The following is a 26,673-nucleotide window of genomic DNA, read 5'->3' on the forward strand; positions in this document are numbered from 1 at the left end:
AGCTACTCGAAGCCGGCCTCGGCCATGAGGCGGACGGCGTCGGCGTTGAAGCTGCCGTACTCCGCGGCGTTCAGCGGATCGGCGGAGAAGTCGGAACCGAACTCCTCGACCACGAGTTCGTCCGGCTCGACAGCATCGTTGACCGGGTACTCGTGATTGCTGTTCGCGAACAGGTCCTGTCCGTCGTCAGCCAGCCACTCCAGCAGCTGCTGGGCCAGGTCCGGGTTGTCGGCGAACCGGGTCACACCGGCACCGCTGACGTTGACGTGCACGCCCTCGGCGTCCTGACCCGCGAAGGCCAGGTCGACGCCGAAGTCAGGGTCGTCCTCGAGCAGTCGAGCCAGGTAGTAGTGGTTCGTCAGGCCCACATCGCATCCACCCTGGGCGATGGTCTCCAGCACGAGGATGTCCGACCCCAGGATCTGCACATCGTTGGCCACCCAGCCCTCGACGATCTCGAGGGCACGCTCGTAGCCGTGATTCGCGATCAGGCTCGCGACCAGCGACTGCTGGTACACGTTGGAGGCGTTGCGCATGCACAGCCGGCCATCCCAGGCAGGATCGGCCAGGTCGGCATACGTCCCGAGCTCGGACGGGTCGACGTCATCGGGGTCGTAGACGAAGGTGCGCACCCGCTGCGAGAGGCCGTACCACAGCCCGTCGGGGTGGCGGATGTTCTCGGGGACGACCTCGTCCAGCACCGCAGAGTCGAGTGGCTGGAACAAGCCCTCCTCCGCCGCCAGCGAGAGGTTACCGGCATCGACGGTCAGGTAGACGTCAGCCTCGGTGTCCTCGCCCTCCGCCTGGATCCGCTCCCGCAGCTCGGCGTCGGAGCCGAAGAGGAACTCGACGTTGATGCCGGTCTCCTCGGCGAAGCGCTCGAAGGCGACCTCGAGGTCGTAGTGCCGACCGGAGTAGACCCGGACGGCGTCCTCGTCGCCTCCACCGACGGCGCAGCCGGTGATGAGGAGTGTGAGGAGGCTCATGGTGGCGAGCAGCAGTCGAGGGCGGGTCATGCCAGCAGTCCCTCGCCGAGATGGCCGGCGGCATCGGTGACGCCCGGCAGCGCGAAGAAGAAGCCGCCGCCGACGGTGACGATGTACTCCTCCAACGGCTCGCCGGACAGTCGGCCCTGGACGGTCAGGAAGCCCTTCTCGAGGCTCCGCTGGTAGCACACGAAGGCCAACCCCTGATCGAGCTGTCCGGCGCGGTCGAAGCCGCGTGAGAAGTTGAAGCCACGACGCAGGATCAGGCTCTCCTCCGACTCCGGTGTGCGCGGGTTCGCCAGACGGATGTGAGCATCCAGGGCGATGACCTCGCCATCGGGGTCGTCGCTGTAGTCGGGTTCGACGTCTTCGGCATCCTCCCCGAGGGGCGCCCCGGAGAGCTTGTGACGCCCGATCAGTGCCTCCTGCTCGGCCAGCTGGGTGCGGTCCCAGAACTCCACGAACATCCGGATCTGCCGGACGACGTGATAGCTGCCGCCGACCGCCCAGGCCGGTTGGTCATCCTCCTCGGCAAGCCAGACGAAGCGGTCCATCAACTCCTCGTCGCTCGCGTCCAGGTTGGCCGTCCCGTCCTTGAAGCCCAGCAGGTTGCGGGGTGCGCCGGCTCCGGATCTCGGGTTCGTCCCGCGGGTGTAGCCGTCGACCATCCAGCGCAGCACCATCTCGCGGCGAGTTGCGCGCATGAGCTGGCGCAGGGCGAACTGGATGGTGTCGGCGTGCTCGGCCTCGATGCTGATCAGGATGTCGCCGTGGCTGCGCTCCGGATCGAGGCGGTCATTGGCGAGGAACGGCATCCGACGCAGCTCGACCGGCTTTCGATCGGCCAGCCCGAACCGGTCGTCGAACAGCGAATCGCCGACGGACACCACGATCGTGAGGTTGTCCGGTGGGGGTTGTTCGCCCAGGAGGCCGGAGTCCACGGGCGGGAAGGCTGGGTCGCGCTGCGGGATCTCCTCGCCGGCCATCAGGGCGCGGCTCTCCGTCGTGAGGTTCTGCATGAGGGTGCGCAGGCCATCCCGCTCGGTGGCGGTCACGTCGAAGGCGGCCACGAGCCCCTGCGCGGCGACCGGCGTGTGGGTGATGCCGGTCTGGTGCACGCCCTCGAAGGGCAGGTACTGCGCCTCCCTCGTGGGCTGCGTCTCGGCCAGGGTGTCGCTGGACCCGGTGGGCTGATCGCTGGGCGGGGCGTCGCCAGCGGCGTCCTCGCGGGCGGCCGTGCAGCCAGCCGCCAGGCCAGCGAGGACCACGGTACCGGTGCTGCCGGCGCGGAGGAGTCGCCGACGGCTGATCCCCGGCTGGGCGGACGCGTTCACTGGAGGCCGAGCGCCCCGGCGACCTGCGACATGTCCTCGCTCAGACCGGCCAACTGCGACTGGAGCTGATCCACGGTGTCGGCGCCCACCGTCGGCTCGTCGGGGCACCGGTCGGAGGGGAACTCGTCGTCGGGGAGGCAGTACAGCACCCAGCCGTCGCCATCGCGCAGTGGGTCGAGCGTCGCGTTCAACTCCTCGAGGCCGGCATCGATGTCGGCCAGGAGGTCGGGATCGGCCTCCTCGAGCGCCGGGGTCAGCAACTCGACGACCTGCGTCGCACCCTCGACGTTCGCATTGAAGTCCCAGAGGTCGGTCTTGGCGTACCGGTTCTCCTCACCGGTGATCTTGCCGAGGGAGACCTCCTCGATGAGCTCGGCACCACCCACGGCGACCGCCGCCGGGGGGAACTCGAGGGTCTCGATCTGCTCGTCGAGGATCTGGAGGTCTGCATCGAGCTGGTCGGCGAACTCTGCGGCGCCGTCGGTGGTGTCCTCCTCGAACAGGATGTACTCGAGGCGGTGCCAGCCGGTGAACTCGGGGTCGTCCACGCCGTCGAAGTCGTCCACGCGGGCGTCCACGGCACCGTCGATCTCCTCGATCAGGCCGGCGATGGGCTCGATGCGCTCCCACGGGACACGTGAGGGTGCGTAGGCGTCCTGTGCGCCCTCGAGGTCGCCAGCACGAACGGCGTCGGTGAAGACGGTGGTCAGCTCGATCATCTCGTCGACCTGCTCGCCGACGTAGGTCCGGTACTCCTCCACTGCCTCGAGGACGAGTTCGTTGTCGGTCTCCCCCGAGAGGTCCTCCGCAGCAAGGCCGGTGGCGCTGCCGGAGGCCGAGCCGCTGGCGGACCCACTTCCCGACGCGCTGCCGCTCGCGTCCTCGCTGGCTGCACCGGTCGCGCTGCCCGAACCGCTGGCACTTGCGGACCCGCTGGCACTGGCAGACTCACTGGCACTGGCAGACCCAGTGGCACTCGCTGAGCCGCTGGCCGAGCCCGAGCCACTCCCCGAACCTGACGCACTGCCCGATTCGGACCCGCCGCCCTCCTCGGAGTTGAGGTTCGTGACAGTGGCGCCGTCGTCGGTCGTCCCACAGGCAGCCAGGCCGAGGACGAGGACGACGAGAACGGCGTGTACACTGCTCCGCGCTCTCATGGAGTGCTTCCTTTCGTGGGACGGCAACGTTGCCACTAGATTTGGTAAGCCTCACCTTAGCGGCAGGCCTGATGGAGTGCCAAACCGGGAACAGACGTGGTGAGCGGCGCTGGAGGACCCGCACGCGGCGGCCCCGAGGGGTGACGCTCAGCGGCCGGTGACGTCGGCCAGCAGATCGGCCAGGCGCTGCAGCGACGCCACCGACTCGCCCGGTCGAAGGTCGTCGACGTGGGGCAGAGCGGCCGCCATGCCCGACGCGACCGGCGCGAAGCGCGGATCGGCCGCCAGCGGGTTGACCCAGACGACCCGGTGGGCGACGCGGTGGAGGCGCTGCATCTGCTCCGCGATCTGGCCCGGATCACCACGGTCCCAGCCGTCGCTCGCGATCACGACGACGGCCCCGCGCGCGATGCCTCGAAGGCCCCAGCCATCGTTGAAGGCCGCCAGCGCCTCTCCCAGTCGCGTCCCGCCGGCCCAGTCCGGCGTCGCAGCGGCCGCCGCCGCCAATGCCACGTCCGGATCGTGGGTGCCCAGGCTGCGGGTGAGCCGGGACAGCCGGGTGCCGACCGCGAACACCTCGACGCGTGAGCGCACGGTCATGGCCACGTGGGCGAAGCGCACGAGGGCTGTCGCGTACGGCTCCATGGACCCGCTGACGTCGAGCACGAACACCAGCCGGCGCAGGGTTGGCGCAGGCGCGGTCCTCGCCAGCCGCACCATCTCCCCGCTGGTGGCCAGGGCGTGTCCGACGGTCCGGCGCAGATCGAGCGTCGGGCCGCGGCGGGCAGGTCGGTGTCGTCGTCCCCGCCGCCAGGGGCCGTCCAGCCGCAGCTGGGCGATCAGTCGCTGCGCCTCGGCTCGGTCGGCCTCATCCAGCGTCGCCAGGTCAGCCCGCCGGAGCACCTCGGTCGCGCTGAAGCGCAGCGTCAGGTCCTCCCCGCGGTTGTCCACCTCCCAACCGCCGTCGCGGTCCTGGGTGTCAGGGTCGTCGTGGTTCAGGGTGATTCGGAGCGGTGGGGGTTCGAGGGGCGGGAGCGGGCGGGCCACGGGGCGGGCGAACACCAGGGCGAACGCCCGGTTGTAGGCCGGGATGTCCTCCGGGTCGTGGATCAGGGCGGCTCGTCCCGCGATGTAGAGGCGGTCGGCGTCTGCGATACCGACCGTGCTGACGGCCTCGGTTGCCAGCAGTTCGCTGGTGATCGCGACGTCGACGCCCTCCTCGCGGAGCGCGCGGGCCAGATCGGTCACGACCCGAGCGCCGTCCAGCGGCCCCTCCGCGGTGGGGAGGGCTGCGGTCATCGCCGCCCGAAGGAGGCTTCGAGCATCGCAGCGACCCCGTGTCCGACGACGCGCTCGGTGTCCTCCCGGTACTTCAGCAGCGCACCGAGGGTCACCTCGGCCAACCGGGGATCCAACTCGGTGGCCCCCATGACGGTCAGGGCATGCGCCCAGTCGATCGTCTCAGCGATCCCCGGGGGCTTGTACAGCCCGTGCTCTCGCAGCGTCGCGGCGACGTCAGCGACCTGCTGTGCGATGGTCGCGCTGGCCTGGGGCACTCGTAGTCGGATTATGGCGGTCTCGCGCTCACGGGAGGGGTGCTCGACCCAGTGGTAGAGGCACCGCCGCTTCAGCGCGTCGTGGAGGTCACGGGTGCGGTTCGACGTGAGGATGACCAGCGGCGGCTGATCGGTGGAGAAGGTCCCGAGCTCGGGGATCGTGATGGCGTACTCGCTCAGGATCTCGAGGAGGAAGGCCTCGAACTCGTCATCGGCTCGGTCGACCTCATCGATCAGCAGCACCGGCGGGTCACCGCCGTGATCGATGGCGTGCAGGAGCGGCCGTCGGATCAGGAAGTCCCCGCCGTAGAGGCCGTCCCGCAGCTCGGTCGCCCCGGCTGCGGCAGCCTCCCCCGTGGCCTCCGCGGCCCGCAGGTGCAGCAGTTGGCGGGCATGGTCCCAGTCGTAGGCCGCCTGGGCCAGGTCAAGACCTTCGTGGCACTGCAGACGGATCAGGTCGGTCTCCAGCAGCGCCGCCATGACGTGGGCGATGGCGGTCTTGCCGACGCCGGCCTCGCCCTCGAGCAGGATCGGGCGTTCCATGCGGAGGGCCAGGAACATGGCCGTCGCCAGGTCGTCGTCAGCCAGGTAGCTGTGCTCGGCCAGCCCGGTGACCAACCCGTCGACATCGACCACGTCCATCAACCGGCATCCTACGCATCGAGTGACCGGTGATTCGCGCGTGCCGGCACTTGCGAGTGGCATCAGACCGTGCTTATCATAAGCCATGGCTGATGTAGCGATGGTATTGGAGGCGTTGAACAGCCCGACGCGCCGGCAGATCCTCGACCTTCTCCGCGAGGACGAGCGCAGCGTGCGATCGCTGACGGACGCGCTCGAGGTCAGCCAGCCAGCGGTGTCGCAGCACCTCCGTGTGCTCCGGGACGCCCGCCTCGTCACCCACCGACCACAGGGCGCCAGCAATCTCTACCGCCTGGACCGAGACGGACTGCACCTGGTCCGACGCTGGGTCGAGAGCTTCTGGGACGACGCCCTCGCAGCCTTCGTCGCCCACACCGAAACGGTCGAGACTGAACGAAACGAGCAGCCATGAGCACGACCGCACTGCCCCCTGTCGTCCGCTCCGCCACGGTCAACACCACCGTCGCCGAAGCCTTTCGCGTGTTCACCGAGGAGATCGGAGCCTGGTGGCCGCTGCCGACCCACGGGCTCTACGGCGAGCAGTCGGGTGGTCTGTCCTTTCGGGACGGCCAACTGATCGAGACCAGCGTCGACGGATCCGAGACCGTGTGGGGCGCCGTGCAGCGCTGGGACGCGCCACGCCGACTGGAGATTCGGTGGAACCCCGGGGGTGAGGCCCGTCAGGCCACCAGGGTCGCGGTGTCGTTCGAGTCCGAAGGAGACCTCACTCGTGTGACCATCACCCATGACGGCTGGGAGATCTTGGGTGAGGAGGCCATCGAACGGCGTCGCGGGTACGACGGGCCGGATGCGTGGGGGGCGATCCTCGACTTCTTCGCCGACGGGACCGAGAGGCGGCTCACCGCGGAGGCGCTGGACGTGTTGATGTCCGCGCAGGCGGCCTTCTTCGAACTGGCCGAGCGCGGCACCTTCGTCGCTCCCCCGCAGGGCGAGTTCACCGCCGATGAGGTGATCGCCCACGTTGCGCTGAACGACGCTGCGATGACGGCGGTCTGCAATGCGATCCTGCACGACCGGGAGGCTCGGTTCGAGAACGGGACGAGCCAGGACCGGGAGGCGCTGGCGCGATGGATCAGCCACTCAGACGACCGGGACGGCTTGGTCGCGCGTGGTCGGATGCACGCTCGGGCACTCGCTGGTGCGCTCTCACACATGACCGACGCGCAGCGCCAGACACTCGTTCACTGCCGACTGAGCAGCAACGAGGAGGTGGCCCTCGATGAGCCACGACCGTGGGAGGCCGTGGCCATTGAGATCCAGTCGGCCCACCACCTACCCGCCCACATCAGCCAACTTGAGTCACTGCTCGCGTGACTTGTCGGTCAGGGTTCGCCGACGTGACCTCGGAGCGCCCATGCGGGAACGCATGCGTGAGTTGACCCGCTCCTGGCGGGCGAAGTCACGCATGCGTCAACGCAACCAGGCACACGCCCGGACCCCAGCGCCGGAGTCGGCTCAGCTGGGGATACGACGACGGCCGACCCCTCGCGTGGGGCCGGCCGTCGATGGTCGGATGAGAACCAGGGGCTAGTAGACGCCCTCGGACCAGCTCTCCTCAGCGTCCCAGTCGCCACCTTCACCGAAGGAGTCGAGCAGGTCGGCCGGCATCAGCTGGGTCGGCATCTCCGTCGGCACCGCAGCGATGTCGCGGTACTTCCGCAGACCCGTCCCGGCCGGGATGAGCTTGCCGATGATCACGTTCTCCTTCAGGCCGTTGAGGGCGTCTGACTTGCCCTCGATGGCGGCCTCGGTGAGGACCCGGGTGGTCTCCTGGAACGACGCGGCCGACAGCCACGAGTCCGTTGCCAGCGAGGCCTTGGTGATCCCCATGAGGACCTGCCGGCCGTTGGCTGGCTGATGACCCTCGTCGAGGGCCAGTCGGTTGCCCTTGGAGAACTTCAGGCGGTCGACCAGCTCCCCGGGCAGGAAGTCGGTGTCGCCGGGCTCGATGATGTTCACGCGTCGCAGCATCTGCCGGATGATCAGCTCGATGTGCTTGTCGTGGATCGACACACCCTGGGCGCCGTAGACCTTCTGGACTTCCTCGACGAGGAGCTTCTGGGTCTCACGAGCACCGAGGATCTCGAGCTTCTCGTGCGGGTCGATCGACCCGACGGTCAGCTGCTGGCCGACGCGAACCTCGTCGCCGGTCTCGAGCTCACGGTCGCCGGATGCGGTCGAGTCGTCCGGCACCCGGATCAGCCGTGCACGGGAGGTGACGCTGATGGTGACGATGTCCTCGTCGTTGCCCGGGTCGATGTTGAGGTCCATGCCCTTGTCGGTCTGCTCGATCGAGATGACACCGGACACCGGTGCGATCTCGGCCTTCCCCTTGGGGGAGCGAGCTTCGAAGAGCTCGACGACACGCGGCAGACCATGGGTGATGTCCTCACCCGCGACCCCACCGGAGTGGAAGGTCCGCATGGTCAGCTGGGTACCGGGCTCACCGATCGACTGGGCGGCGACGATGCCGACCGCCTCGCCGATCTGGACCATCCGGCCCTCGGCGAGCGCGCGGCCGTAGCACTTGGCGCAGACGCCGACCTCGGCCTCGCAGTTGAGGACGGAGAAGACGCGGATCGTCCGGTCGACCTCCGTGGCCTTGGTCTCGAGCTCCTCGCCCGTCTCCGGGTGCAGGCCCTTGACCAGCACCGAGCGCAGCGCGCGGATCTCACCGTCGGCGATCTCCGTCCCCGCCTCGATCAGCAGGTCGTCGCTGCCCGGGTAGTACACGTCCTGGGCCAGGATGCGTCCGAAGAGGGTCTGGGAGTCCCGCTGCCCGACCTCGATCGGGATGCCACGCGTGACGCCGCAGTCCTCGCTGCGGATGATCAGGTCCTGGGCGATGTCGACCAGGCGACGGGTGAGGTATCCCGAGTCGGCCGTCCGCAACGCGGTGTCGGCCAGACCCTTCCGAGCACCATGGGTGGAGAAGAAGTACTCGAGGACGCTCAGGCCCTCACGGAAGTTGGACTTGATCGGCCGCTCGATGATCTCACCGCGCGGGTTGGCGACCAGACCACGCATGCCGGCGATCTGCACCAGCTGACCCATCGAACCACGGGCACCGGAGTGGGCCATCATCCAGATGGGGTTGGTCCGCTCCTCGGTCTCGAAGTTCTCGGCCATCGCGTCCTGGACCTTGTCCTTGGTGGTGGTCCAGATCTCGATCAGCGCGTCACGACGCTCGGTCGGGGACAGACGGCCCTTCTCGAACTTGGACTCCACCGAGGCGGCGTCCTTGTCGGCCTGGGCGACCAGTTCCTCCTTGACCGGCGGCGGGGTGACGTCGTCGATCGAGACGGTCACACCGGCGCGCGAGCTGTAGTTGAACCCGATGTCCTTCATCCGGTCCAGGACCTCGGCGGCTTCCCACGACGGGAAGTCGTCGGCGCAGCGATTGACCAGGTTGGCCAACCCCTTCTTGGTCACCAACTCGTTCTTGTACGGCATCCGTGGCGGGAAGATCTCGTTGAACAGGACCCGCCCGACGGTGGTCATGACGCGGACACCCTTGGCGGTGTCCTGCACGAGCCGCAGACCGTCCTCCTCTCCGATGACCAGCTCCTCGGACACGCCGTCCTCACCGATCGGGTCGAACAGGGCGTCCTCGCGGACGACCCGACCCTTCAGCCGGACCAGGCACCAGTCCTGCAGGGTGACCTCGCGGCGGTCCAGGGCCATGACGGCCTCGGCCGGTCCGCTGAACGCGGCGACCTTGACCTTGCCCTCGCGGACCTCCTCGGCGAAGCCCTCCGCCGGCTTGGACGCGAACTCGTCGGACCCCTCGGCGTACGTCATGTAGTACGCACCGAGCACCATGTCCTGGGTCGGGGTGGCCAGCGGACGACCGTTGGCCGGCGAGAGGATGTTGTTGGCGGACAGCATCAGGATCCGGGCCTCGGCCTGCGCCTCGGCACTCAGCGGCACGTGGACCGCCATCTGGTCGCCGTCGAAGTCGGCGTTGAACGCCGAGCAGACGAGCGGGTGGATCTGGATGGCCTTGCCCTCGACCAGCTTCGGGATGAAGGCCTGGATGCCGAGGCGGTGCAGCGTCGGTGCGCGGTTGAGCAGCACCGGATGGTCGCCGATGACCTCTTCGAGCACGTCCCAGACCTGCGGGCGCTGCCGCTCGACCATCCGCTTGGCGGACTTGATGTTCTGTGCGAAGTTGAGGTCGACCAGGCGCTTCATGACGAAGGGCTTGAACAGCTCCAGCGCCATCTTCTTCGGCAGGCCGCACTCGTGCAGCTTCAGGTGCGGACCGACCACGATCACCGATCGACCGGAGTAGTCCACGCGCTTGCCGAGCAGGTTCTGGCGGAACCGGCCCTGCTTCCCCTTCAGCATGTCGGAGAGGGACTTGAGCGCACGGTTGCCGGGCCCGGTGACGGGACGGCCACGACGGCCGTTGTCGAACAGGGCGTCGACGGCCTCCTGCAGCATCCGCTTCTCGTTGTTGACGATGATCTCGGGGGCGCCGAGGTCGATCAGTCGCTTGAGGCGGTTGTTGCGGTTGATGACACGCCGGTACAGGTCGTTCAGGTCGGACGTCGCGAAGCGGCCACCGTCCAGCTGCACCATGGGGCGCAGGTCCGGCGGGATGACCGGGACGGCCTTCAGCACCATCGAGGTGGGGTCGTTGCCGGTGGTCCGGAACGCCTCGACGACCTTGAGCCGCTTCACGGCACGGGTGGCCTTCTGCGAGCGGGTCTTGCGCTTGCCGGCTTTGATCTTCTCGGCCTCGTCGGCCAGGATCTGGCGCAGCGTGTCGGCCTCGCCCTCGAAGTCGACCTGACCCAACAGGTCGCGGATGGCTTCCGCACCCATGCCGCCGGTGAAGAACTCACCGAACCGGTCGCGCAGGTCACGGTAGAGCATCTCGTCCATGACGAGCTGCTTGACGCCGAGGCCGCGGAAGAGCTCGAGGACGTCGTCCAGCCGCTCGGCCCGGTCGGCCGCGCGCTCGGTGACCCCCTTGATCAGCTTCTCGATCTCGCGACGCTTCTTCTTGATGGCGTCGGCCTTGGCGCCCTCGGCCTCCATCTCGGCGAGGGTGGTCTCGAGCTCCTGCAGCAGCTGCTCGCGCTCGTTCTCGAGCTGGGACTCCAGGTGCTTCTTGTCGGCCGCGATCTCCTTCTCGAGCTCGGGCAGGGCCTCCTGCCGTCCTTCGTCGTCGACCGAGGTGATGATGTAGGAGGCGAAGTAGATGACCTTCTCGAGGTCCTTCGGCGCCATGTCCAGGAGGTATCCGAGGCGTGAGGGCACGCCCTTGAAGTACCAGATGTGGGTCACCGGCGCGGCCAGCTCGATGTGTCCCATCCGCTCGCGGCGGACCTTCGAGCGGGTGATCTCGACTCCGCACCGCTCGCAGATGATGCCCTTGAAGCGGACACGCTTGTACTTCCCGCAGGGGCACTCCCAGTCGCGGGTCGGCCCGAAGATCTTCTCGCAGAACAGCCCGTCCTTCTCGGGACGGAGCGTCCGGTAGTTGATCGTCTCGGGCTTGCGGACCTCGCCGTTGGACCACATGCGGATCTGGTCTTCGGTGGCCAGCGAGATCTTCAGTTCGTCGAAGTTGTTGACGTCAAGCATTCGTGTGCTGCTCTCTTTCGTCTTGCGTAGTGGTTCGCTGGCCTCGGCTAGGAGGCGTAGGTGTCGTCGGTCTGGCGCTCCGGGCGGGACAGGTTGATGCCCAGCTCCTCGGCGGCCCGGAAGGCGTCCTCGTCGGAGTCCTTGAACTGGATCTCCTCACCCGAGGCACTCAGCACCTCTACGTTGAGGCACAGGGACTGCATCTCCTTGACCAGCACCTTGAAGGACTCGGGGATGCCCGGCTCGGGGATGTTCTCGCCCTTGACGATGGCCTCGTAGACCTTCACGCGGCCCACGACGTCGTCGGACTTGACGGTCAGCAGCTCCTGCAAGGCGTAGGCGGCGCCGTACGCCTCGAGGGCCCAGACCTCCATCTCACCGAAGCGCTGACCACCGAACTGCGCCTTACCGCCCAGCGGCTGCTGGGTTATCATGGAGTACGGACCGGTCGAGCGGGCGTGGATCTTGTCGTCGACCAGGTGCAGCAGCTTCAGGATGTACATGTAGCCGACGGTGATCGGCTGGTCGATCGGCTCACCGGAGCGGCCGTCGTAGACGATGGCCTTGCCGGCACGGTTGACGATGCGCTCGCCGCCCGCGCCCTCCTTCGTGTGCTCCAGCAGGTCCTGCAGTTCGTCCTCGCGGCACCCGTCGAAGACCGGCGTCGCCAGCTTCTGGGGGTTGTGGTCGAGCATGTCATCGCCCCAGTTCATGCGGTCGAACCACTCGGGACGCTCATCGAACCGCCACCCGTTGGAGGCGACCCAGCCGAGGTGGGTCTCGAGGACCTGCCCGACGTTCATGCGGGACGGGACACCCAGCGGGTTGAGCACGACGTCGACGGGGGTGCCGTCGGCCAGGAACGGCATGTCCTCGACCGGGAGGATCGTGGAGATCACACCCTTGTTGCCGTGGCGGCCGGCCAGCTTGTCGCCGTCGGAGATCTTCCGCTTCTGGGCCACGTAGACGCGGACCAGGTCGTTGACGCCCGGCTGCATCTCGTCGCCGTCGTCGCGGGACTGGGTGCGGACACCGATGACGATGCCGGTGTCACCGTGCGGGACCTTCAGGGAGGTGTCACGGACCTCGCGGGCCTTCTCACCGAAGATGGCGCGCAGCAGGCGCTCCTCCGGGGTCAGCTCGGTCTCCCCCTTCGGGGTGACCTTGCCGACCAGGATGTCGCCCGGGTTGACCTCGGCGCCGATGCGGACGATGCCGCGCTCGTCGAGGTGGGCCAGGACGTCCTCGCTGACGTTGGGGATGTCGCGGGTGATCTCCTCTGCGCCCAGCTTGGTGTCGCGGGCGTCGACCTCGAACTTCTCGATGTGGATGGACGTCAGGACGTCCTCCCGCACGAGGCGCTCGGAGAGGATGATCGCGTCCTCGTAGTTGAAGCCCTCCCAGGTCATGAAGGCGACCAGCAGGTTCTGCCCCAGGGCCATCTCACCGGTGTCGGTGCAGGGGCCGTCGGCGATGATCTGGCCCGGCAGGACCTCGTCACCCTCGTCGACCAGCGGCCGCTGGTTGTAGCAGGTCCCCTGGTTGGTGCGCTCGAACTTGGAGAGGAACTTCTTCTCCAGCGTCCCCTCGGGGGTCTTGAGGATGATGCGGTCCGCGGCCACCTCGACCACGGTCCCACCCTTGTCGCTGATCACGACGTCACCGGCGTCGCGAGCCGCCTTGGACTCGAGGCCCGTGCCCACGTAGGGGCTGTCGCTGCGCAGCAGCGGCACGGCCTGGCGCTGCATGTTGGTACCCATCAGCGCGCGGTTGGCGTCGTCGTGCTCGAGGAACGGGATCATGGCCGCAGCCACCGAGACGATCTGCCGCGGCGAGACGTCCATGTAGTGGACCTGCGCCGGCGGGATCTCACGCGGTGAGCCACCGGGCAGGCGGACCAGGACCCGCTCGTTCAGGAAGTTGCCGTCACGGTCGATCGGCGCGTTGGCCTGGGCGACGTTGTAGCGGTACTCCTCATCAGCGGTCAGGTAGTCGATCCGCTCGGTCACGACACCGTCGACGACCTTGCGGTACGGGGTCTGGATGAACCCGAACTCGTTCAGCTTGGCGTAGGTGGCCAGCGACCCGATCAGACCGATGTTCGGGCCTTCAGGCGTCTCGATGGGGCACATGCGGCCGTAGTGGGAGGGGTGGACGTCCCGGACCTCGAAGCCGGCACGCTCACGCGACAGACCACCCGGGCCGAGCGCGGAGAGACGCCGCTTGTGCGTCAGACCACTCAGCGGGTTGGTCTGGTCCATGAACTGCGACAGCTGCGAGGCGCCGAAGAACTCCTTGAGCGACGCCACGACCGGCCGGATGTTGATCAGCGTCTGCGGCGTGATCGTCTCGATGTCCTGGGTGGTCATGCGCTCGCGCACGACCCGCTCCATGCGGGACAGGCCGATCCGGATCTGGTTCTGGATCAGCTCGCCGACGCTGCGCAGACGACGGTTGCCGAAGTGGTCGATGTCGTCGGTCTGGTAGCGCGGCTGGCCGTTCGGATCCGTGACCCGGGTCGCGAGCCCCAGGAGGTAGTGCATGGTGGCCAGCACGTCCTCCTTGGTGAGGACGTGGCCGATCGGGGTCGAGCCCTCGTCGCCCAGGGCGATGGTGCGGATGTCCCGCTTCGGGGCGTCGTCGGCAGCGAGCAGGGCCTCCGGGGCCTCGCCGTCAACCCGCGGCTTGGCCTCCTCGGGGGTGCGCAGACCGAGGTAGACCTGCTCCTCACCCAGCTTCTTGTTGACCTTGTACCGGCCCACCCGGGCCAGGTCGTACCGCTTGCCGCTGAAGAAGTAGTTGATCATCAGCTGACCGGCGGAGTCCGGTGTCGGCGGCTCACCCGGGCGGAGCTTGCGGTAGATGTCCATCAGCGCCTCGGCGGGCGTGGCGATGGAGTCCTTGGCCAGCGTGCGGTCCAGGATCTCGCGCATCTCCTGGTGCGCCTCGTCGAGCTTCTCGGGGTCACCGAGGACACCGAAGAACTCGCGGATCTCGTCGTCGGAGACGGGCTCGTCGAGGACCTCCTTGGGGGCCAGCTCGTACTCGCCGCTCTCCTCGCTCCAGACGATGGCCTTCAGCGCGCGGTACAGCACCGAGAGGTGCTGACGCCGCTTGCGGTCGACCCGGACGCCGGCGAAGCCACGCTTGTCGATCTCGAACTCGAGCCACGCGCCCCGCGACGGGATCATCTTGCAGCCGAACACGTCCCGGCCGGTCGTCTTATCGATGGACTCGTCGAAGTAGACGCCCGGCGAGCGGACGAGTTGGGAGACCACGATCCGCTCGGTCCCGTTGATGATGAAGGTCCCCTTCTCCGTCATCATCGGGAAGTCGCCCATGAAGACCTTCTGCTGCTTGATCTCGCCGGTCTGGGCATTCACGAACTCGGCGGTGACGAACAGAGGTGCGGAGTAGGTGAGGTCCTTCTCGCGGCACTCCTCCGTGGAGTGCTTCGGGGCCTCGAACTGGTGCTCGGTGAGGGACAAGGCCATCTGGCCGGTGAAGTCCTCGATGGGGGACAGCTCGGTGAGGACATCACCGAGGCCCTCCTCCTTCAGCCAGTCGAAGCTGTCCCGCTGGATGGCGACGAGGTCGAGCTCGTCGATGGGCAGCGGCTCGTCGATCTTGGCGAACGACAGGCGCGAGGCCAGCGGGGGGGAGGTCACGTCGGGGCGGTCTTCAAGCGTCGACAAAGCTTGCTCCTTGATGCACGTCGATTTGTGAGGGGTGCTGGTGGGCGCAGGTGGGGTGCTGCTGGCTGCGTGCGCACGCCATGGCCGGGTGGGGCGAGGCGGTCACGCGAAGGCGGATTCGCGGAGAATCCCGTGGGTCACGCGAGCTGTGGAACAGGCGGCGCGTGTGGTCCATGGCTGCGGTGGGACCTGGGGATCGCGTGACCTCGGAGCATCGTCGAATCCGCCTGGCGACGGACCTTGCAGCAGAGAACATCCCGGAAGGTGTTCGTGACGACTCCCTCGTCCGGTGCGAAACCCGGAAATAGACGAACCCACATCGTACATGGGCACGCCAAGCGCGCAAGGCCTCCGCTCGTCAGATGGCCCGAACGGGCCCGATCATACACCATCGGGACGAGCGAACGGGTGCGGACCTCCGAAGAGATCCGCACCCGTAGCGGCTCGTCTGGCTGGCTGGTGTGCCAGGCGGTTCGACGCCTGGCCGCCGGACTACTTCAGCTCGACGCTGGCACCGGCTTCCTCGAGGGCCTCCTTGGCCTTCTCGGCGTCTTCCTTGTTGGCGCCCTCCAGGACGGCGCCGGGGGCGCTGTCCACGAGCTCCTTGGCCTCCTTGAGGCCGAGGCTGGTGAGGGCACGAACCTCCTTGATGACCTGGATCTTCTTGTCGCCGGCAGAGGTCAGGACGACGTCGAAGCTGTCCTTCTCCTCCTCGGCAGCGGCCTCGCCGCCACCGCCACCGGGGGCGGCAACCGCAACAGCTGCGGCCGCCTGGACATCGAAGTGCTCCTTGAACTGGTCGCGGAACTCCTTCAGCTCGAGGAGCGTCATCTCCTCGAACGCGCTGATGAGGTCCTCGGTTGCGATCTTCGCCATGGTGTTTCTCTCCTTGTGAGGGTCTGTCGGGTGTGGTCGGGGTGGAATTGGTGTGGTCGTGGGTGGCTCGGGTGGTCTCTGTCCTGGGTGTGGACCCCGGGGTGGGGCGGGGCGGTCCGTCAGGTCCGCGGCCGGTCGGGCTGCGCGTCCGTCTGCTACTCGGCGTCGGCCTTCTTGGCCTCGAGCGCGTCCAACAGGCCGCCGGTCTCGCTGAGCAGGTCGTCAGCCATGCTGGGCATGTAGGCCAACATCGACTCGAACATGCCGGCGAAGCTGGACAGCAGCTCCTCCTGGCTCTCGAGGTCGGCCAGCTTGATGGCGTCCTCGGCGCCCATGAACTCGCCCTCGAGGATGGCGCCCTTGACCACCAGCGACGGGTGGTCCTTGGCAAACGCCTTGAGCGCCTTGGCCGCCCCGGCGATGTCCTCGCCGGTGTAGGCCAGGGCCGTCGGACCGGTCAAGGTCTCCCGCGGCACATCGAAGCCGAGCTCGGCGGCAGCCAGGCGGATGAGGGTGTTCTTGGCCACCGTGTAAGTGGCGCCGCTCTCGCGCAGTGCGGTGCGCAGGTCGGCCATGTCCTGGACGGACAGGCCGCGATACTCGGTGAGCATGGTGGCGGCGGCGCCGTCGAGGTCGGTGCGGACCTTCTCGACGACCGCGGTCTTCTCGGATCGTGCGCCCATGGGCAGGGACTCCTGTCTGGTCTGTGCTGGCCAGCGGAGCTGGCGGAATCAGTTCGGGGAACAAGTAACGCCCTGGCCATCGGGAGGCGCAGGGCGTGGACACACGTGCTCGGGTGGAGCGGGCGGCACGACCTACGTGGGGATTACGTGGCGCTCCCAGTGCGGGGCGGACGACCGACGGTCTCTGGCGTGGACCCGCCAGCATAGGCGCGGTGCCGGGGGCTGCAAACCAGACCTTGTGATGGCCGTCCTTCGGAGGACATCGTGGCCATCACGCGTCTGGGATGGGCCTGGCGTCATCGTCGTGGCCGGCCGGAGCGGACTTTGGGTACACAAGCGTTCTGAGTACACGAGCACTCTCGGTACACGAGCACTCTCGGTACACGAGCAAGGCCGTGCGCGCCTCGCGGGTGTACTGAGAGTCGCGTCGTGCCTGGTCGCAGCCCACCATCGGTACACCGCCGGACCAACGACGGCGCGACGTGAACCGAAAGTCTCATCCCTCCCCCGGCCCCGCGAACTCTCAGTAGAGTCTCATCCCTGGCCCGGCCCCGCGAACTCTCAGTACAGCGTCGGACCGACAGCCCCGCCGCGTGAACCCAAAGTCGCGTTGGCGGCCAGAGCTGGCCGGGCTAACGACTGGCTAACGACGCGCTGAACGGGGCTGTCCCGTCGGGTCGACCGACCGTACAGTCCGGCCATGCGCAGTCGTTTGCTCCTGGTCGTGCTCGCTCTTGCCGTCGTGGCGCCGGTCGTGCCGGCCAGCGCCGCCTACCCGGGTCCGAATGGTGGGGTCGTGTTCAGCCTCGCCTCCGGCGACCTCGGGTACATCGCCCAGCCCGGAGCCCAACCGGTTCCGCTGCCACGGGTGACCAGTCAGAACGCCAACGACGCACCCCACTTCTCGCCGGACGGCAACGAGGTGGCCTTCGTCTTCAACGGGCCGTTCAACTCCCAGATCTGGAGCTACAGCTTCGCCGAGCAGCGGCTCATCCAGTACACGACCGACCAGATGTCGATCGGCCAGGCCCGGAGCCCCTCATGGCTGCCGGACGGGTCGGCTGTCGTCTTCGTGGCGGTGGATCAGCTGACGCTGAACGCCAACCTGTACACGGTCCCTCGTGGAGGGGGTCTCGCGACCCAACTGAGTTCGACCATCGCCCCGAGCGAGCCGCACGTCTCCCCCGCCGGCGACCAGGTCCTGTTCTGGGACGAGGTCGAGGACCGGGTCATGTACTACGACCTTCGGACCGGGCAGGTCCGAGAGGTCTTCCGCTCCGACGTGAACGGGATCTGGCTGGGTCAGAACCCGCTGCCGCAGGACTCGCAGGGGCGGACGATCATCAACTTCATCGAGCCCGACTGGGCCCCGGACGGGCAGTCCTTCGTCGTCAACTGCCTGGGTGTGGCGCTGTGTCGCGTCAGCGCCGACGGACAGCAGGCGGAGGTGCTGACACCGGTACGGCAGGACGCCTCCTACGTCAGCGGCGCGTTCACCCCCTCGGGCGAGGAGATCCTGTACAGCCACGTCGACCTTCCGCTGAGCCAGCAGACACAGGACTTCGTGCCTCGCATCTGGGCCATGCCGGCCACGGGTTTGGGACCGGGCGGCCAGGGTGGCTCGCAAGTCACGTTCCCCTTCCAGGGCGACGCGAACGCCAACAACCAGCCGACTGTCGGTGTTGCCGCGGGCACGACTCCGCCGCCGGTCGGGTCCCTCACCACACCCCTCCCACCCGGCGCCGACCCCGGACCAGGCGACCCCGGACCAGGCGACCCCGGACCAGGCGACCCCGGACCAGGTGACCCCGGGCCAGGCGGTGCGGGTGAGGGCGCTGGGGCCAGCCTCTTCGCCACCGACCCGTCGGCAACACCATCGGTGTCGGCATCCTCCCCGAACGATGCCGCGATCCAGCTGTCGCAGGCCCGCTTCCCTGACGGCGGCCCCTCGGCCCGCTGGGCCGTGCTCTCACGCGACGACGACTTCCCCGACTCCCTGGCGGGCACGGCCCTGACGTCGCAAGCCCCGATGCTGCTGACGGAGCGCACCAGCCTCGACCCCCCGGTGGAAGCGGAGCTGACTCGACTGCTGGGCAACTCGGGGACGGTGTACCTGCTCGGCGGCGTCGCCGCCCTGTCAGAGGAGGTGGAGGAGGCCATCAGCGACCTCGGGCTGACACCGGTCCGCCTCGCCGGCCCGGGCCGCGTCCAAACCGCCCTGGCGGTAGCGTCGGAGGTGAAGCGGGTCTACCCCGACGCGCCCGACGTGGCACTGCTCGCCCGCGCGGGCGGGCCGCCCGAGAACCCCACGGCTGGTTGGGCCGACTCGGTGTCCGCGGGCAGCCTGGCCGCAGACCGACGAGTGCCCATCGTCCTGACCGACTCGGCGTCGCTGCTCCCTGAGGTGAGCTCGTGGCTGACCGACAACGGTGTCCAGAACACCGTCCTGCTGGGCGGCAGCGCCGCGCTGGCCGCCGGCATCGAGGGCCAGGTCCCCGGTGGCACCCGTGTCTCCGGCGGGGAGCGCACCGAGACGGCCGCCAACCTCGCCTCCAGCCTGTGGCTCAGCCCCGCGGAGGGGCCACGCAGCTACGTGGTCATCAATGGCGGCATCACCAACGGCTGGGCCTTCGGATTGGTGGCCGCCGGTGTGGGTGCTGACGCGGATGCCCCCACCGTCGTTGTGGTGGGCGACAGCGCGTCGCCGGCGACCCGTGATCTCGTCACCGAGTGCGGAGCGAAGGCCGTCCGGACGCTCACGATCGGCGACAGCTCCATCGTGGCCCAGTCCGTGGTGGAGCAGATCGAGGCGCTGGACGGCGCAGCCTGCTGACCGTCCCCCGTCCCCCAAGCGGTGCTCGTCGCACTCGGGGTGGGTGGACGTAACCCACCTGTGGACCAGGAAGTCCACCCACCAGGTCCGTCGAGCAGCGACTCGGCAGAACGGGAACGGCCAGGTGGCTCAGGGCGGGACTCTGCTTGCCCCCGCGACCTGACACTCAGGGCAGCGTCGCCAGGATCTCCCGGAAGACCAACTCCAAGGTCTCACTGGCGTACGCATGCGACGGGCTGTTGGTCGTGGTCACCGCAAGGGCGACCACCGCCCCGTCGCGGTGCTCGAGCCGGACCGACTGGTGATTGACCGATCCGGTCGCGCTGCCCCAGCCGCCCTTGAAGCGGACGGTCCACCCCGGCAGCTCCAACTGCCCGATGCCCCACCGCTGCTCGGGCACGATCCGGGTCAGCAGATCCAGCGCGTACGCGCGGTGACGATCCGGCAGGAGTCGCGGCAGCTCCGCCATCAACCGCACCTGGTCCCGTGCCGACGTGCGCGTGTTGCCCCACGGCGTCGGGACGTGCTGGAAGTCCTGCATCCCCACCTCGGTGGCGATCTCGACCAGCGGTGCCGTGCCGAGTTCACGGTTGATGGTCGAGGCGGTCGTGTTGTCCGATGCGGTGATCATGGGCTCGAGGAGGGCCCGGTCGGCCTCGGTGAGCTCGCGACCCGCAACGTCCGGCTGCCGCAGATACGCAGCCATGAACATGACCTTGAGGGTGCTGACGGCGGCGACGACCCGATCCTCGGCGAATCCGATCGTGCGCCCGTCAGTTCCCATCACCTGGATGCTGACCTCGCCGGCTCGAGCATCCGCCACAGCAATCGCGGCGGACAGGTCCGGCGGCGGGAACCGCACGGTCGTATCCAGCACCAGGAGCCGCGCATCCGCCTGGGCCACGGCAGGTCCGACGGCGAGGGCGTCCCGCCAGTCGTTGCCGTCGACGGCGTAGGACACCTCGGGGACCGCTCCGCGCCGACGACTGGTGTACCCGTCGATGACTGCGGCCGTGTCGTACCGCGTCGGCCCGGCAAGGCGGAGCGGCGTGGCTCGCACCGCCGCATCGATGGCCTCGAGGGTGACGTCCTCGATCGCCGCCTCGCCACCCATCACGAGCAGCCGTGATGGATCCAGTCGTTGCAGCGCAGCCACCGTCTCGGGCGGCAAACGCCCACCGTCGGTGAGCAGGACGGCGGCGCCGTCGACATCCACGGCTGGGAGGGCGGCCAGGGCATCGGCGAAGCCCTCACCGCTGGCGACGACGACCGTCTCGGTCGTGCCGGGGAAGACCTCCCGGGCTATGGCGGCAGCCGTGTCATACCGATTCGTCCCGGCAACGCGGGTGATCGGCGCGGTGACGGCCCCCGCTGCCGCCTCGGCCACCTGATCGGAGACTGCCGCCGGCCCGCCCAGGATCACCACGGCGCTCGGGTCCAGCCGCTGGAGCTCAGCACGGATCGGCTCCGCCAGTTCCGCAGGATCGGTGAGCAGCAACGCCGCCCCGTCCCGGACCAACAGTGGACCGGCCGCCAGTGCGTCGGCGAAGGTCGCGTTGCTGGCCAGGTACACGGTGTCTGCGCCCTCCGGGTGGGCGTGCTGGGACAACTCGACGACCCTGGCCTCCTGGTCGAAGGCGGTGGCCAACCGATCCGACGACGTCCCGACTCGCTCCTCCACCCTGGCCACGACCTGCCGGTGCATGATGATCGGATCCCCGACGACACGGGCGACCGCACCCTCCGGTCCCACCTCTGCGATGGCAGGCGACCCCGGCAGAATCGGCAGGAGCAAGACGACGAGCAGCAGCAGAGCCAAGGGGCGGCGCACCCGCACCGTTCTATCAAGGGGCCCCAGGCCGCGCACACCGGAGGCAACCCCTGGGGCCGGCTCGGTCGAGGGGGTGGTTACGTGCCACCGGGCTCACGGCTCCTCATCGCGGCTGGGCTGTCGCTCGCTCACGTGACCTCGTCCAGCCGCTCCTGCCGGACCAGGGCGATGAGGGCTCGGGCGAGGACGCGGTGTTCCCCGGTCGCCTCGTCCTCCGTGGCGAGCCAGCGGAACAGCCCGTCGACATGGACGCGAGTCCGACCGTCGAGGACCAGCGCTGCCGGTGCCTCCTCGGGCCAGGGAATGCCGCCGGCGTGGAGGACGGCACGCGGGGGCAGCTCCGCGAGCAGCGCGAGGACTTGGCCGACCCGGTACTCGGGGACGGACTCGAAGCTCGCATCGGCGCCCAGGCGGGCCTCGATGAACTGCCAGACCTCCTCATACGGCGCCCAGGCGGCCTGTGAACCGAGCTCTTCGATGTCGGCACCGGTCTCGATCCGTATCCCGTCAACCACCGATCGGTGGACCGCCTCGACCCACTCCGCCTCGGCGTCATCGGGGGTCACGACCGCGGCGGCGAGGATTCCCACGCGAAAGGCGAAGTCCGCACGCACCCGATCGATCACGGCCTCGCGGACGAGCTCACCCCAGCCATCGACGAGGATCTCGTGCCAGCCGCTGCTGTCGTCCACCCGGTCGGGTTAGGCCTCGTGATCGCGCATGGCCCGGCGACAGGCTTCGCCGATCACAGCGGAGTAGGAGGGGTAGGCGTACTCCACCCGCGCAAGCGTCGCCGGAGCGACGTCTGCGGCCATCGAGGTCGCCACGGCCGTGACCACCTCCACGGCGTTCTCCCCGGCCGCGTGTGCCCCCAGGATGAGCTCGCGACGGGGATCCAGCACGACCTTCAGGAACCCATTGGTTCGTCCATCGATGATGGGCCGTTCCATCTCCGCGTAGCTGACCTGCCCGACGACGCAGCTGCCGTGCGCGATTCGGGCCTCGTCTTCGGTGAGACCGACGCCGGCGATATCAGGATCGGTGAAGCCACCCCAGGGCAGGAGGCCGTGCGTCGCAGTGCGGCGAGGACCCAGCACGGCGTTGATCGCTGCCGCCTCACCCTCCGCCATCGCGGCCTGCACGAGCATCGCCCGTCCATTGACATCTCCCACCGCGTAGATGTGGGGCAGGTTCGTGCGGAGGTAGTCATCGACGACGATCGCGTCCCGCTGGACATCGATGCCGAGGTCACCCAGGCCCAGGCCGGAGACCGATGCGGGCCACCCGGCGCACATGATGACCACGTCCGCCTCCAGGCTGCCGGATGCCGGCTGGGCCGGGCCCAGGCGGCTGTCGAGGTGAACACGGCGACCGCCGTCCTGGTCACCGCCGAGTGCTTCGATGGCCGTCACCGACGTGGCGGTTCGGACATCGATGCCCGAGTCGCTGAACGCCCGGCTCAGCGTCGCGGAGATGTCGGGGTCGGCCGTCGGCATGATCCGGTCAGCCACCTCGACCAGGGCGACGTCACAGCCGAAGGCACGGAGCACGGTCGCCAGCTGGACGCCCGTGGACCCGGATCCGATGATGAGTGCCCGGTCGGGAAGTCGCTCGAGTTCCAGCACGTGCTCGCCCAGAACGGCCAGCTCGGCACCGGGGATGGGCAGCCTTCGTGAGTGGCCCCCGACGGCGATGATCGCCGAGCCGAAGTCCAACTCGACATCGCGCTCCGCGGGCCCGACGGTGACGGCTGGAGTGATGTGCAGCGTGTGTTGATCGCTGAAGCGACCGCGGCCGTGGAGGAACGCGACCCCCGCGTCGGCGAACTGCTTGGGGATGGCCTTGGCCTCGTGGACGTCTTCGATCACTCGAGCGACGCGGGTGCGAAGCTGGTCCCAGTCGACGGAGACCGCACCGACGTCCACCCCGAACTGGGCCGCAGAGCGCGCGTCCCGGGCCAGCCGCGCCGTTCGGGCGAGAACCCGGACCGGCGTGCAGCCGGTGTTGGTGCAGACGCCGCCGACCCGATCGGCTTCCACGATGGTGACGTCGGCGCCAAGGGCCGCGCCGCGAAGCGCAGCCGCCGTCCCCGCCGGTCCGGCACCGATCACGACCAGGTCGGCGTCCAATCGAGCAACTCCGTCATCCAGATCAGCCATGGCCGCAACCTTCCCACCGGCAGGGAATGTGACGCCTGGGTGATCAGTAGTGCACGCAGCTGTGGGCGACGGCGCCCAGCTTGGCCAGTCGGGCGTCCGCAACCGGCGTGGTGGCCGCTGACAGGCGGTTCGTCACGAAGCCGAGAGAGAGCCCGGTGTCGGGATCAGCCCAACCGCCCGACCCGCCGAGGCCGTAGTGGCCGAAGGCCCGCCGCGGCTGGTCGGACCCGGCCACGAACCCCTGGTGGTAGCCGAGCCGCCAGCGCATCCGCAGGCCGAGTACGACATCGCGGCTGCGCGTCTGGACCCTCCCGGCCTCGCCCAGCACCTCGGGCTGCAGGAACTGCTGCCCCTCGATCCAGCCGCCGGCCGCCAGCGGTGCATACATCCGGGCCAGGGATCGGGCGGTGAACACCCCATTGGCCGCGGGGATCACGGCCTCCCACATGGCGGGCGTGTTGGCGAACTGGTCGAGGCCGTGGGGCAGCAGGGCATTGACGGCTGGGCGGAACCGCCGGAGCGTCTTGGCGTAGTGGCCGATCGTGTCCATGCTGATGCCGAGGGGTGCCAGCCGTTGGTAGAAGGGGGCGATCCGGTGCTGCTGGTCAGCCGGGGTGGAGATGAAGCACCCGTCAAGGCCGAGTGGTGTCGTCACCTCCTCGGCCAGCACTGCGGGGAAGTCACGCCCCGTCGCCGCCTCGATGACGGCAGCCAGCAGGTACCCGAAGGTCATCGCGTGATAGGCCGGTCGTCCTCGCAGTGAGGAGGGGCGCCTCGCCGCCAGCTGCTTGGCCATGACGCGGTGGTCGAGCAGGTCGCCGGGGGTGTCGGCCACCCCTCGGATGCGGTGCATGCCGGCCTGATGGCTCAGGAGTTCGCGCAGCGTGATGTCGTCCTTGCCACGCTGACCGAACGCGGGCCAGTAGTGGGCGATCGGCTGCTCGACATCGAGGACACCGCGCTGGATCAACCGGTGGACGAGGGTGGCCGTCACCCCCTTGGAGGTGGAGTACGACATCGCCATGGTGTCCGCCCGCCAGGGCGTTCGTGCCTCGACGTCCTGATACCCCGCCCAGACGTCGACGACCGGCTCGCCGTGCCGATACACCGCCAGGGCTCCTCCCCCGTCCTTGCGGCGGCTGAACAGGTCGCGGAAGGCGTCGACCAACGGACGGAAGGCTGCGGCGGTGAACGGCTCGGTGACGGGGCTGGTGGTCGGCGCGCTGCTCGGGGTGGTCGGCGCGCTGCTCGGGGTGGTCACCAACTGACTGTAGTCACTCCCACTCCGGACTGCGTGCCATCCGGGTTCCACATACGCGACCTGGACACCCCGCAAGGCGTCGTCAGCGTGGCTGCAGGGTCACCGCCAAGGTCTTCAGTGGTGAGACGAACTTGCCCCAACGGGACCGCATCATCGCCTCGGCCCGCGGCTGGTCCGCCGGCAGCGGAAAGGCCGCCTCGCCGTCGTCACTCCGCACAAGAACCTCGAGGTGCAGGTCGAGGTCGACGGCCAGGCCCCGGAGCCGTCGCAGGCTCATGTTCTGCGTTCGGATGTCGGCGAGTTCCCGGAACTTGAAGCGCCGTTCGTCCGAGAGGCCGGGCAGACGTGCCGCTGCCGCGAAGACCCGGTCGGCAAACCCGACCGGCAGCCACGGCGGCCCTGCGATGCCGAGGTGCTGCTCCACAGGCCACAGCCGATTCGGGGTGACCACCAGGATCAGGCCACTGGGCGCCAACACCCGGAGCAGCTCCGCCAGGTAGGCCCGTGGGTCGGGGACGTGTTCGATGACGTCCATCGACTCGATCAAGTCGAAGCGGCCGTCCTCGAACGGCAGCGGCGGGTCCGGTGGGACCTGCTGCACCGAAGCGTCCGCCAGATCGGCCGTTCGCAGCGTCGCCATGCGGACGTACAGCGGGTCGACCTCGACGCCGGTCACACTGGCTGCTCCAGCGTCGTGGTAGGCCAGCAGGGAACCGCCCATGCCGCAGCCGGAGGAGAGGAAGCGAGAGCCCTCGACCGGGTGGTGGCGATCGACCTGCGCAGCCCAGCGGTGGAAGCGATCGTTGTCCAGGAAGGTGTGCCGCATCGCGTCGTAGTTGAACTGTTCGCGGTGCGGCTCGAGGTACTCGGTGATCGCGTCGACGAAGGGCGCCGGGTTCGCCGTCCTCGGCCGCCGGTCGGTGTCACTCATCGGTCGAGGAGCCGCTTGACCGCACGACGGACCCGGACCGCAGGATGCTGCATGATGCGGTCGAGATCGGCTTGGAGCGCATCCCGCTGCGCCTGCACCTCTTGGATCTGGGCCGCCAGGTTCACCCGCTCGGCCTCCGCCACCGCCAGTGCCTGCTCCAAGCCCTCGGCGTTCTTGCGGGTCTGTCGCTCGGCTTCGGCGGTCAGGTCGAGTCGAGCCTGCAGATCAGCCTGTGAGGCGCTCGAGTCGATCAACTCCTCGGTGAGGACCAACCTGAGCAGGTCCAGATCGGCCTCGGCGTGCGGGTCGGCGATCGCGCGCTCCAGCAGCGCATCCGCAATCGACTGCGGGTCCGGGCCGTCATCGGTCAGGCGCAGCAGCAGCCCGTGCCGATAGGCGGGTCCCTGCAGGTCGGCCTCGTAGAGATTGCGGTTGAGGAACCGCTGCACCACCTCCACGGGCTCATCGTCGCCCAGTGAGAGCAGGTGGAAGAAGGTGATCATCCCGGCCAGCCACCGGTCCAGACGTCCGCTGGGGATGGTGGCGACGAGACCGAAAGCGGCCAGGCGGTCGCGACTTGCGGCCAGGTTCGGGTGGCCGTAGTTGATGTGCTCGTTGAGGATGCCGATGGTCGGGAGGTCATCGGCGAACCGGTTGCGGACGTAGGCCCGCAGTGCGATGTCGGCGTCGGGAACGCCGGGCGTGCCGAAGGGGCAGACGACGAGAGCCCATCGGGCGGCCACCCGGCCGATCTCGTCCAGGAAGGACGACCGCGAGGCCGGGACGACGTGCTCCAGCGTGTCGAGCGTCACCACGGCATCGAAGGCGTCGTCGGCGAACGGCAGCTGAGCACCGTCAGCCAGCACCAGGTCAGGCGCCTGCTCGTGCCAGCTGGACGGCGCGACGATGTCGGTGGCGGTGACGTCGGCCTCTGGCAGGAACGCCGCGAGGGTGCCCGGTCCGCCACCCAGATCGAGCACGCGGGCGTCCGGCCCGACGGTTCGCTCGACGACCTCCGCGGCAAGGCGATACCGCGCAAAATGGTCGAACGGCCGCCGCAGGAGGTGGTCCTGCTCGGCGGCCGTCAACGTCTCCCAGCTCATGGCGGGGATC

18 protein-coding genes are annotated in these 26,673 nt (G+C 68.7%); 3 read left to right on the top strand and 15 right to left on the bottom strand.

What is annotated here, in order from left to right:
• Positions 1–2: 2 nt before the first annotated feature.
• The 5 genes from C1746_RS21585 to C1746_RS21605 form a co-directional block, all read right to left on the bottom strand.
• Positions 3–1,016 (bottom strand): extracellular solute-binding protein, encoded by a 1,014-nt coding sequence (locus tag C1746_RS21585; RefSeq protein ID WP_116716861.1) that lies wholly within the window; start codon positions 1,014–1,016, stop codon positions 3–5.
• The gene (gene efeB / locus C1746_RS21590) at positions 1,013–2,320 is read right to left on the bottom strand and encodes an iron uptake transporter deferrochelatase/peroxidase subunit (RefSeq protein WP_116716862.1); all 1,308 of its coding nucleotides are present in this window, start codon (positions 2,318–2,320) and stop codon (positions 1,013–1,015) included. Before efeB ends, C1746_RS21585 begins: the two co-directional genes overlap by 4 nt.
• Positions 2,317–3,477, bottom strand: a complete 1,161-nt coding sequence (locus tag C1746_RS21595) for an EfeM/EfeO family lipoprotein (protein ID WP_116716863.1) — start codon at positions 3,475–3,477, stop codon at positions 2,317–2,319. The genes efeB and C1746_RS21595 overlap by 4 nt, the downstream gene beginning before the upstream one ends.
• Before the next feature lie 147 nt (positions 3,478–3,624).
• Positions 3,625–4,776 carry a vWA domain-containing protein gene (locus C1746_RS21600; protein WP_116716864.1) on the bottom strand — a complete coding sequence of 384 codons (1,152 nt, stop codon included), beginning with the start codon at positions 4,774–4,776 and terminating at the stop codon, positions 3,625–3,627.
• On the bottom strand, positions 4,773–5,675 hold the full coding sequence (locus C1746_RS21605) for an AAA family ATPase (RefSeq protein ID WP_116716865.1): 903 nt from the start codon (positions 5,673–5,675) through the stop codon (positions 4,773–4,775). Before C1746_RS21605 ends, C1746_RS21600 begins: the two co-directional genes overlap by 4 nt.
• 85 nt (positions 5,676–5,760) lie before the next feature.
• Here C1746_RS21605 and C1746_RS21610 point away from each other — a divergent pair, with 85 nt between their 5' ends.
• Both C1746_RS21610 and C1746_RS21615 read left to right on the top strand, forming a co-directional pair.
• Entirely contained in the window at positions 5,761–6,087 is a 327-nt protein-coding gene (locus C1746_RS21610) for an ArsR/SmtB family transcription factor (RefSeq protein WP_116716866.1), read from the top strand.
• Positions 6,084–7,010 carry an SRPBCC domain-containing protein gene (locus C1746_RS21615; protein ID WP_116716867.1) on the top strand — a complete coding sequence of 309 codons (927 nt, stop codon included), beginning with the start codon at positions 6,084–6,086 and terminating at the stop codon, positions 7,008–7,010. The genes C1746_RS21610 and C1746_RS21615 overlap by 4 nt, the downstream gene beginning before the upstream one ends.
• A 213-nt stretch (positions 7,011–7,223) precedes the next feature.
• Here C1746_RS21615 and C1746_RS21620 read toward each other — a convergent pair whose 3' ends face one another.
• From C1746_RS21620 to rplJ, 4 genes are all read right to left on the bottom strand, one after another.
• The gene (locus tag C1746_RS21620; protein WP_116716868.1) at positions 7,224–11,291 is read right to left on the bottom strand and encodes a DNA-directed RNA polymerase subunit beta'; all 4,068 of its coding nucleotides are present in this window, start codon (positions 11,289–11,291) and stop codon (positions 7,224–7,226) included.
• 47 nt (positions 11,292–11,338) lie between these two features.
• A complete protein-coding gene (rpoB, locus tag C1746_RS21625) occupies positions 11,339–14,959 on the bottom strand; it encodes a DNA-directed RNA polymerase subunit beta (protein ID WP_116716894.1) in 3,621 nt (1,206 codons plus the stop codon).
• 519 nt (positions 14,960–15,478) lie between these two features.
• On the bottom strand, positions 15,479–15,862 hold the full coding sequence (gene rplL / locus C1746_RS21630) for a 50S ribosomal protein L7/L12 (protein WP_116716869.1): 384 nt from the start codon (positions 15,860–15,862) through the stop codon (positions 15,479–15,481).
• A 155-nt stretch (positions 15,863–16,017) separates the two neighbouring features.
• On the bottom strand, positions 16,018–16,545 hold the full coding sequence (rplJ, locus tag C1746_RS21635) for a 50S ribosomal protein L10 (protein WP_116716870.1): 528 nt from the start codon (positions 16,543–16,545) through the stop codon (positions 16,018–16,020).
• A 700-nt stretch (positions 16,546–17,245) separates the two neighbouring features.
• Between rplJ and C1746_RS21640 the strand changes: the two genes are divergently transcribed.
• Positions 17,246–19,378 carry a cell wall-binding repeat-containing protein gene (locus tag C1746_RS21640; RefSeq protein ID WP_116716871.1) on the top strand — a complete coding sequence of 711 codons (2,133 nt, stop codon included), beginning with the start codon at positions 17,246–17,248 and terminating at the stop codon, positions 19,376–19,378.
• A 166-nt stretch (positions 19,379–19,544) separates the two neighbouring features.
• On the opposite strand, the gene C1746_RS21645 is transcribed toward C1746_RS21640, so the two are convergent.
• From C1746_RS21645 to C1746_RS22650, 6 genes are all read right to left on the bottom strand, one after another.
• The gene (locus C1746_RS21645; protein ID WP_162868082.1) at positions 19,545–21,209 is read right to left on the bottom strand and encodes a cell wall-binding repeat-containing protein; all 1,665 of its coding nucleotides are present in this window, start codon (positions 21,207–21,209) and stop codon (positions 19,545–19,547) included.
• A gap of 128 nt (positions 21,210–21,337) precedes the next feature.
• Entirely contained in the window at positions 21,338–21,901 is a 564-nt protein-coding gene (locus C1746_RS21650; protein ID WP_116716873.1) for a hypothetical protein, read from the bottom strand.
• Positions 21,902–21,910: 9 nt separating this feature from the next.
• On the bottom strand, positions 21,911–23,368 hold the full coding sequence (locus tag C1746_RS21655) for a dihydrolipoyl dehydrogenase family protein (RefSeq protein ID WP_116716874.1): 1,458 nt from the start codon (positions 23,366–23,368) through the stop codon (positions 21,911–21,913).
• A gap of 43 nt (positions 23,369–23,411) precedes the next feature.
• Positions 23,412–24,629, bottom strand: coding sequence for a serine hydrolase domain-containing protein (locus tag C1746_RS21660; protein ID WP_162868083.1), 1,218 nt, complete (start codon positions 24,627–24,629; stop codon positions 23,412–23,414).
• Positions 24,630–24,711: 82 nt separating this feature from the next.
• Complete coding sequence (locus C1746_RS21665; protein WP_116716876.1) at positions 24,712–25,560, bottom strand: class I SAM-dependent methyltransferase; 849 nt, start codon at positions 25,558–25,560, stop codon at positions 24,712–24,714.
• Positions 25,557–26,663: a class I SAM-dependent methyltransferase gene (locus tag C1746_RS22650; protein ID WP_116716877.1), complete on the bottom strand. Its 1,107-nt coding sequence runs from the start codon at positions 26,661–26,663 to the stop codon at positions 25,557–25,559. Before C1746_RS22650 ends, C1746_RS21665 begins: the two co-directional genes overlap by 4 nt.
• Positions 26,664–26,673: the final 10 nt, after the last annotated feature.

This window comes from Euzebya tangerina, from assembly GCF_003074135.1.
Classification (GTDB): domain Bacteria; phylum Actinomycetota; class Nitriliruptoria; order Euzebyales; family Euzebyaceae; genus Euzebya; species Euzebya tangerina.

What these genes read in the sequence shown, in the direction of transcription:
- C1746_RS21585 (WP_116716861.1), bottom strand. Translation starts at nt 1,016, where the DNA reads ATGACCCGCCCTCGACTGCTGCTCGCCACCATGAGCCTCCTCACACTC.
- C1746_RS21595 (WP_116716863.1), bottom strand. Translation starts at nt 3,477, where the DNA reads ATGAGAGCGCGGAGCAGTGTACACGCCGTTCTCGTCGTCCTCGTCCTC.
- C1746_RS21600 (WP_116716864.1), bottom strand. Translation starts at nt 4,776, where the DNA reads ATGACCGCAGCCCTCCCCACCGCGGAGGGGCCGCTGGACGGCGCTCGG.
- C1746_RS21605 (WP_116716865.1), bottom strand. Translation starts at nt 5,675, where the DNA reads ATGGACGTGGTCGATGTCGACGGGTTGGTCACCGGGCTGGCCGAGCAC.
- C1746_RS21610 (WP_116716866.1), top strand. Translation starts at nt 5,761, where the DNA reads ATGGCTGATGTAGCGATGGTATTGGAGGCGTTGAACAGCCCGACGCGC.
- C1746_RS21615 (WP_116716867.1), top strand. Translation starts at nt 6,084, where the DNA reads ATGAGCACGACCGCACTGCCCCCTGTCGTCCGCTCCGCCACGGTCAAC.
- C1746_RS21620 (WP_116716868.1), bottom strand. Translation starts at nt 11,291, where the DNA reads ATGCTTGACGTCAACAACTTCGACGAACTGAAGATCTCGCTGGCCACC.
- rplL (WP_116716869.1), bottom strand. Translation starts at nt 15,862, where the DNA reads ATGGCGAAGATCGCAACCGAGGACCTCATCAGCGCGTTCGAGGAGATG.
- rplJ (WP_116716870.1), bottom strand. Translation starts at nt 16,545, where the DNA reads ATGGGCGCACGATCCGAGAAGACCGCGGTCGTCGAGAAGGTCCGCACC.
- C1746_RS21640 (WP_116716871.1), top strand. Translation starts at nt 17,246, where the DNA reads ATGCGCAGTCGTTTGCTCCTGGTCGTGCTCGCTCTTGCCGTCGTGGCG.
- C1746_RS21655 (WP_116716874.1), bottom strand. Translation starts at nt 23,368, where the DNA reads ATGGCTGATCTGGATGACGGAGTTGCTCGATTGGACGCCGACCTGGTC.
- C1746_RS21665 (WP_116716876.1), bottom strand. Translation starts at nt 25,560, where the DNA reads ATGAGTGACACCGACCGGCGGCCGAGGACGGCGAACCCGGCGCCCTTC.
- C1746_RS22650 (WP_116716877.1), bottom strand. Translation starts at nt 26,663, where the DNA reads ATGAGCTGGGAGACGTTGACGGCCGCCGAGCAGGACCACCTCCTGCGG.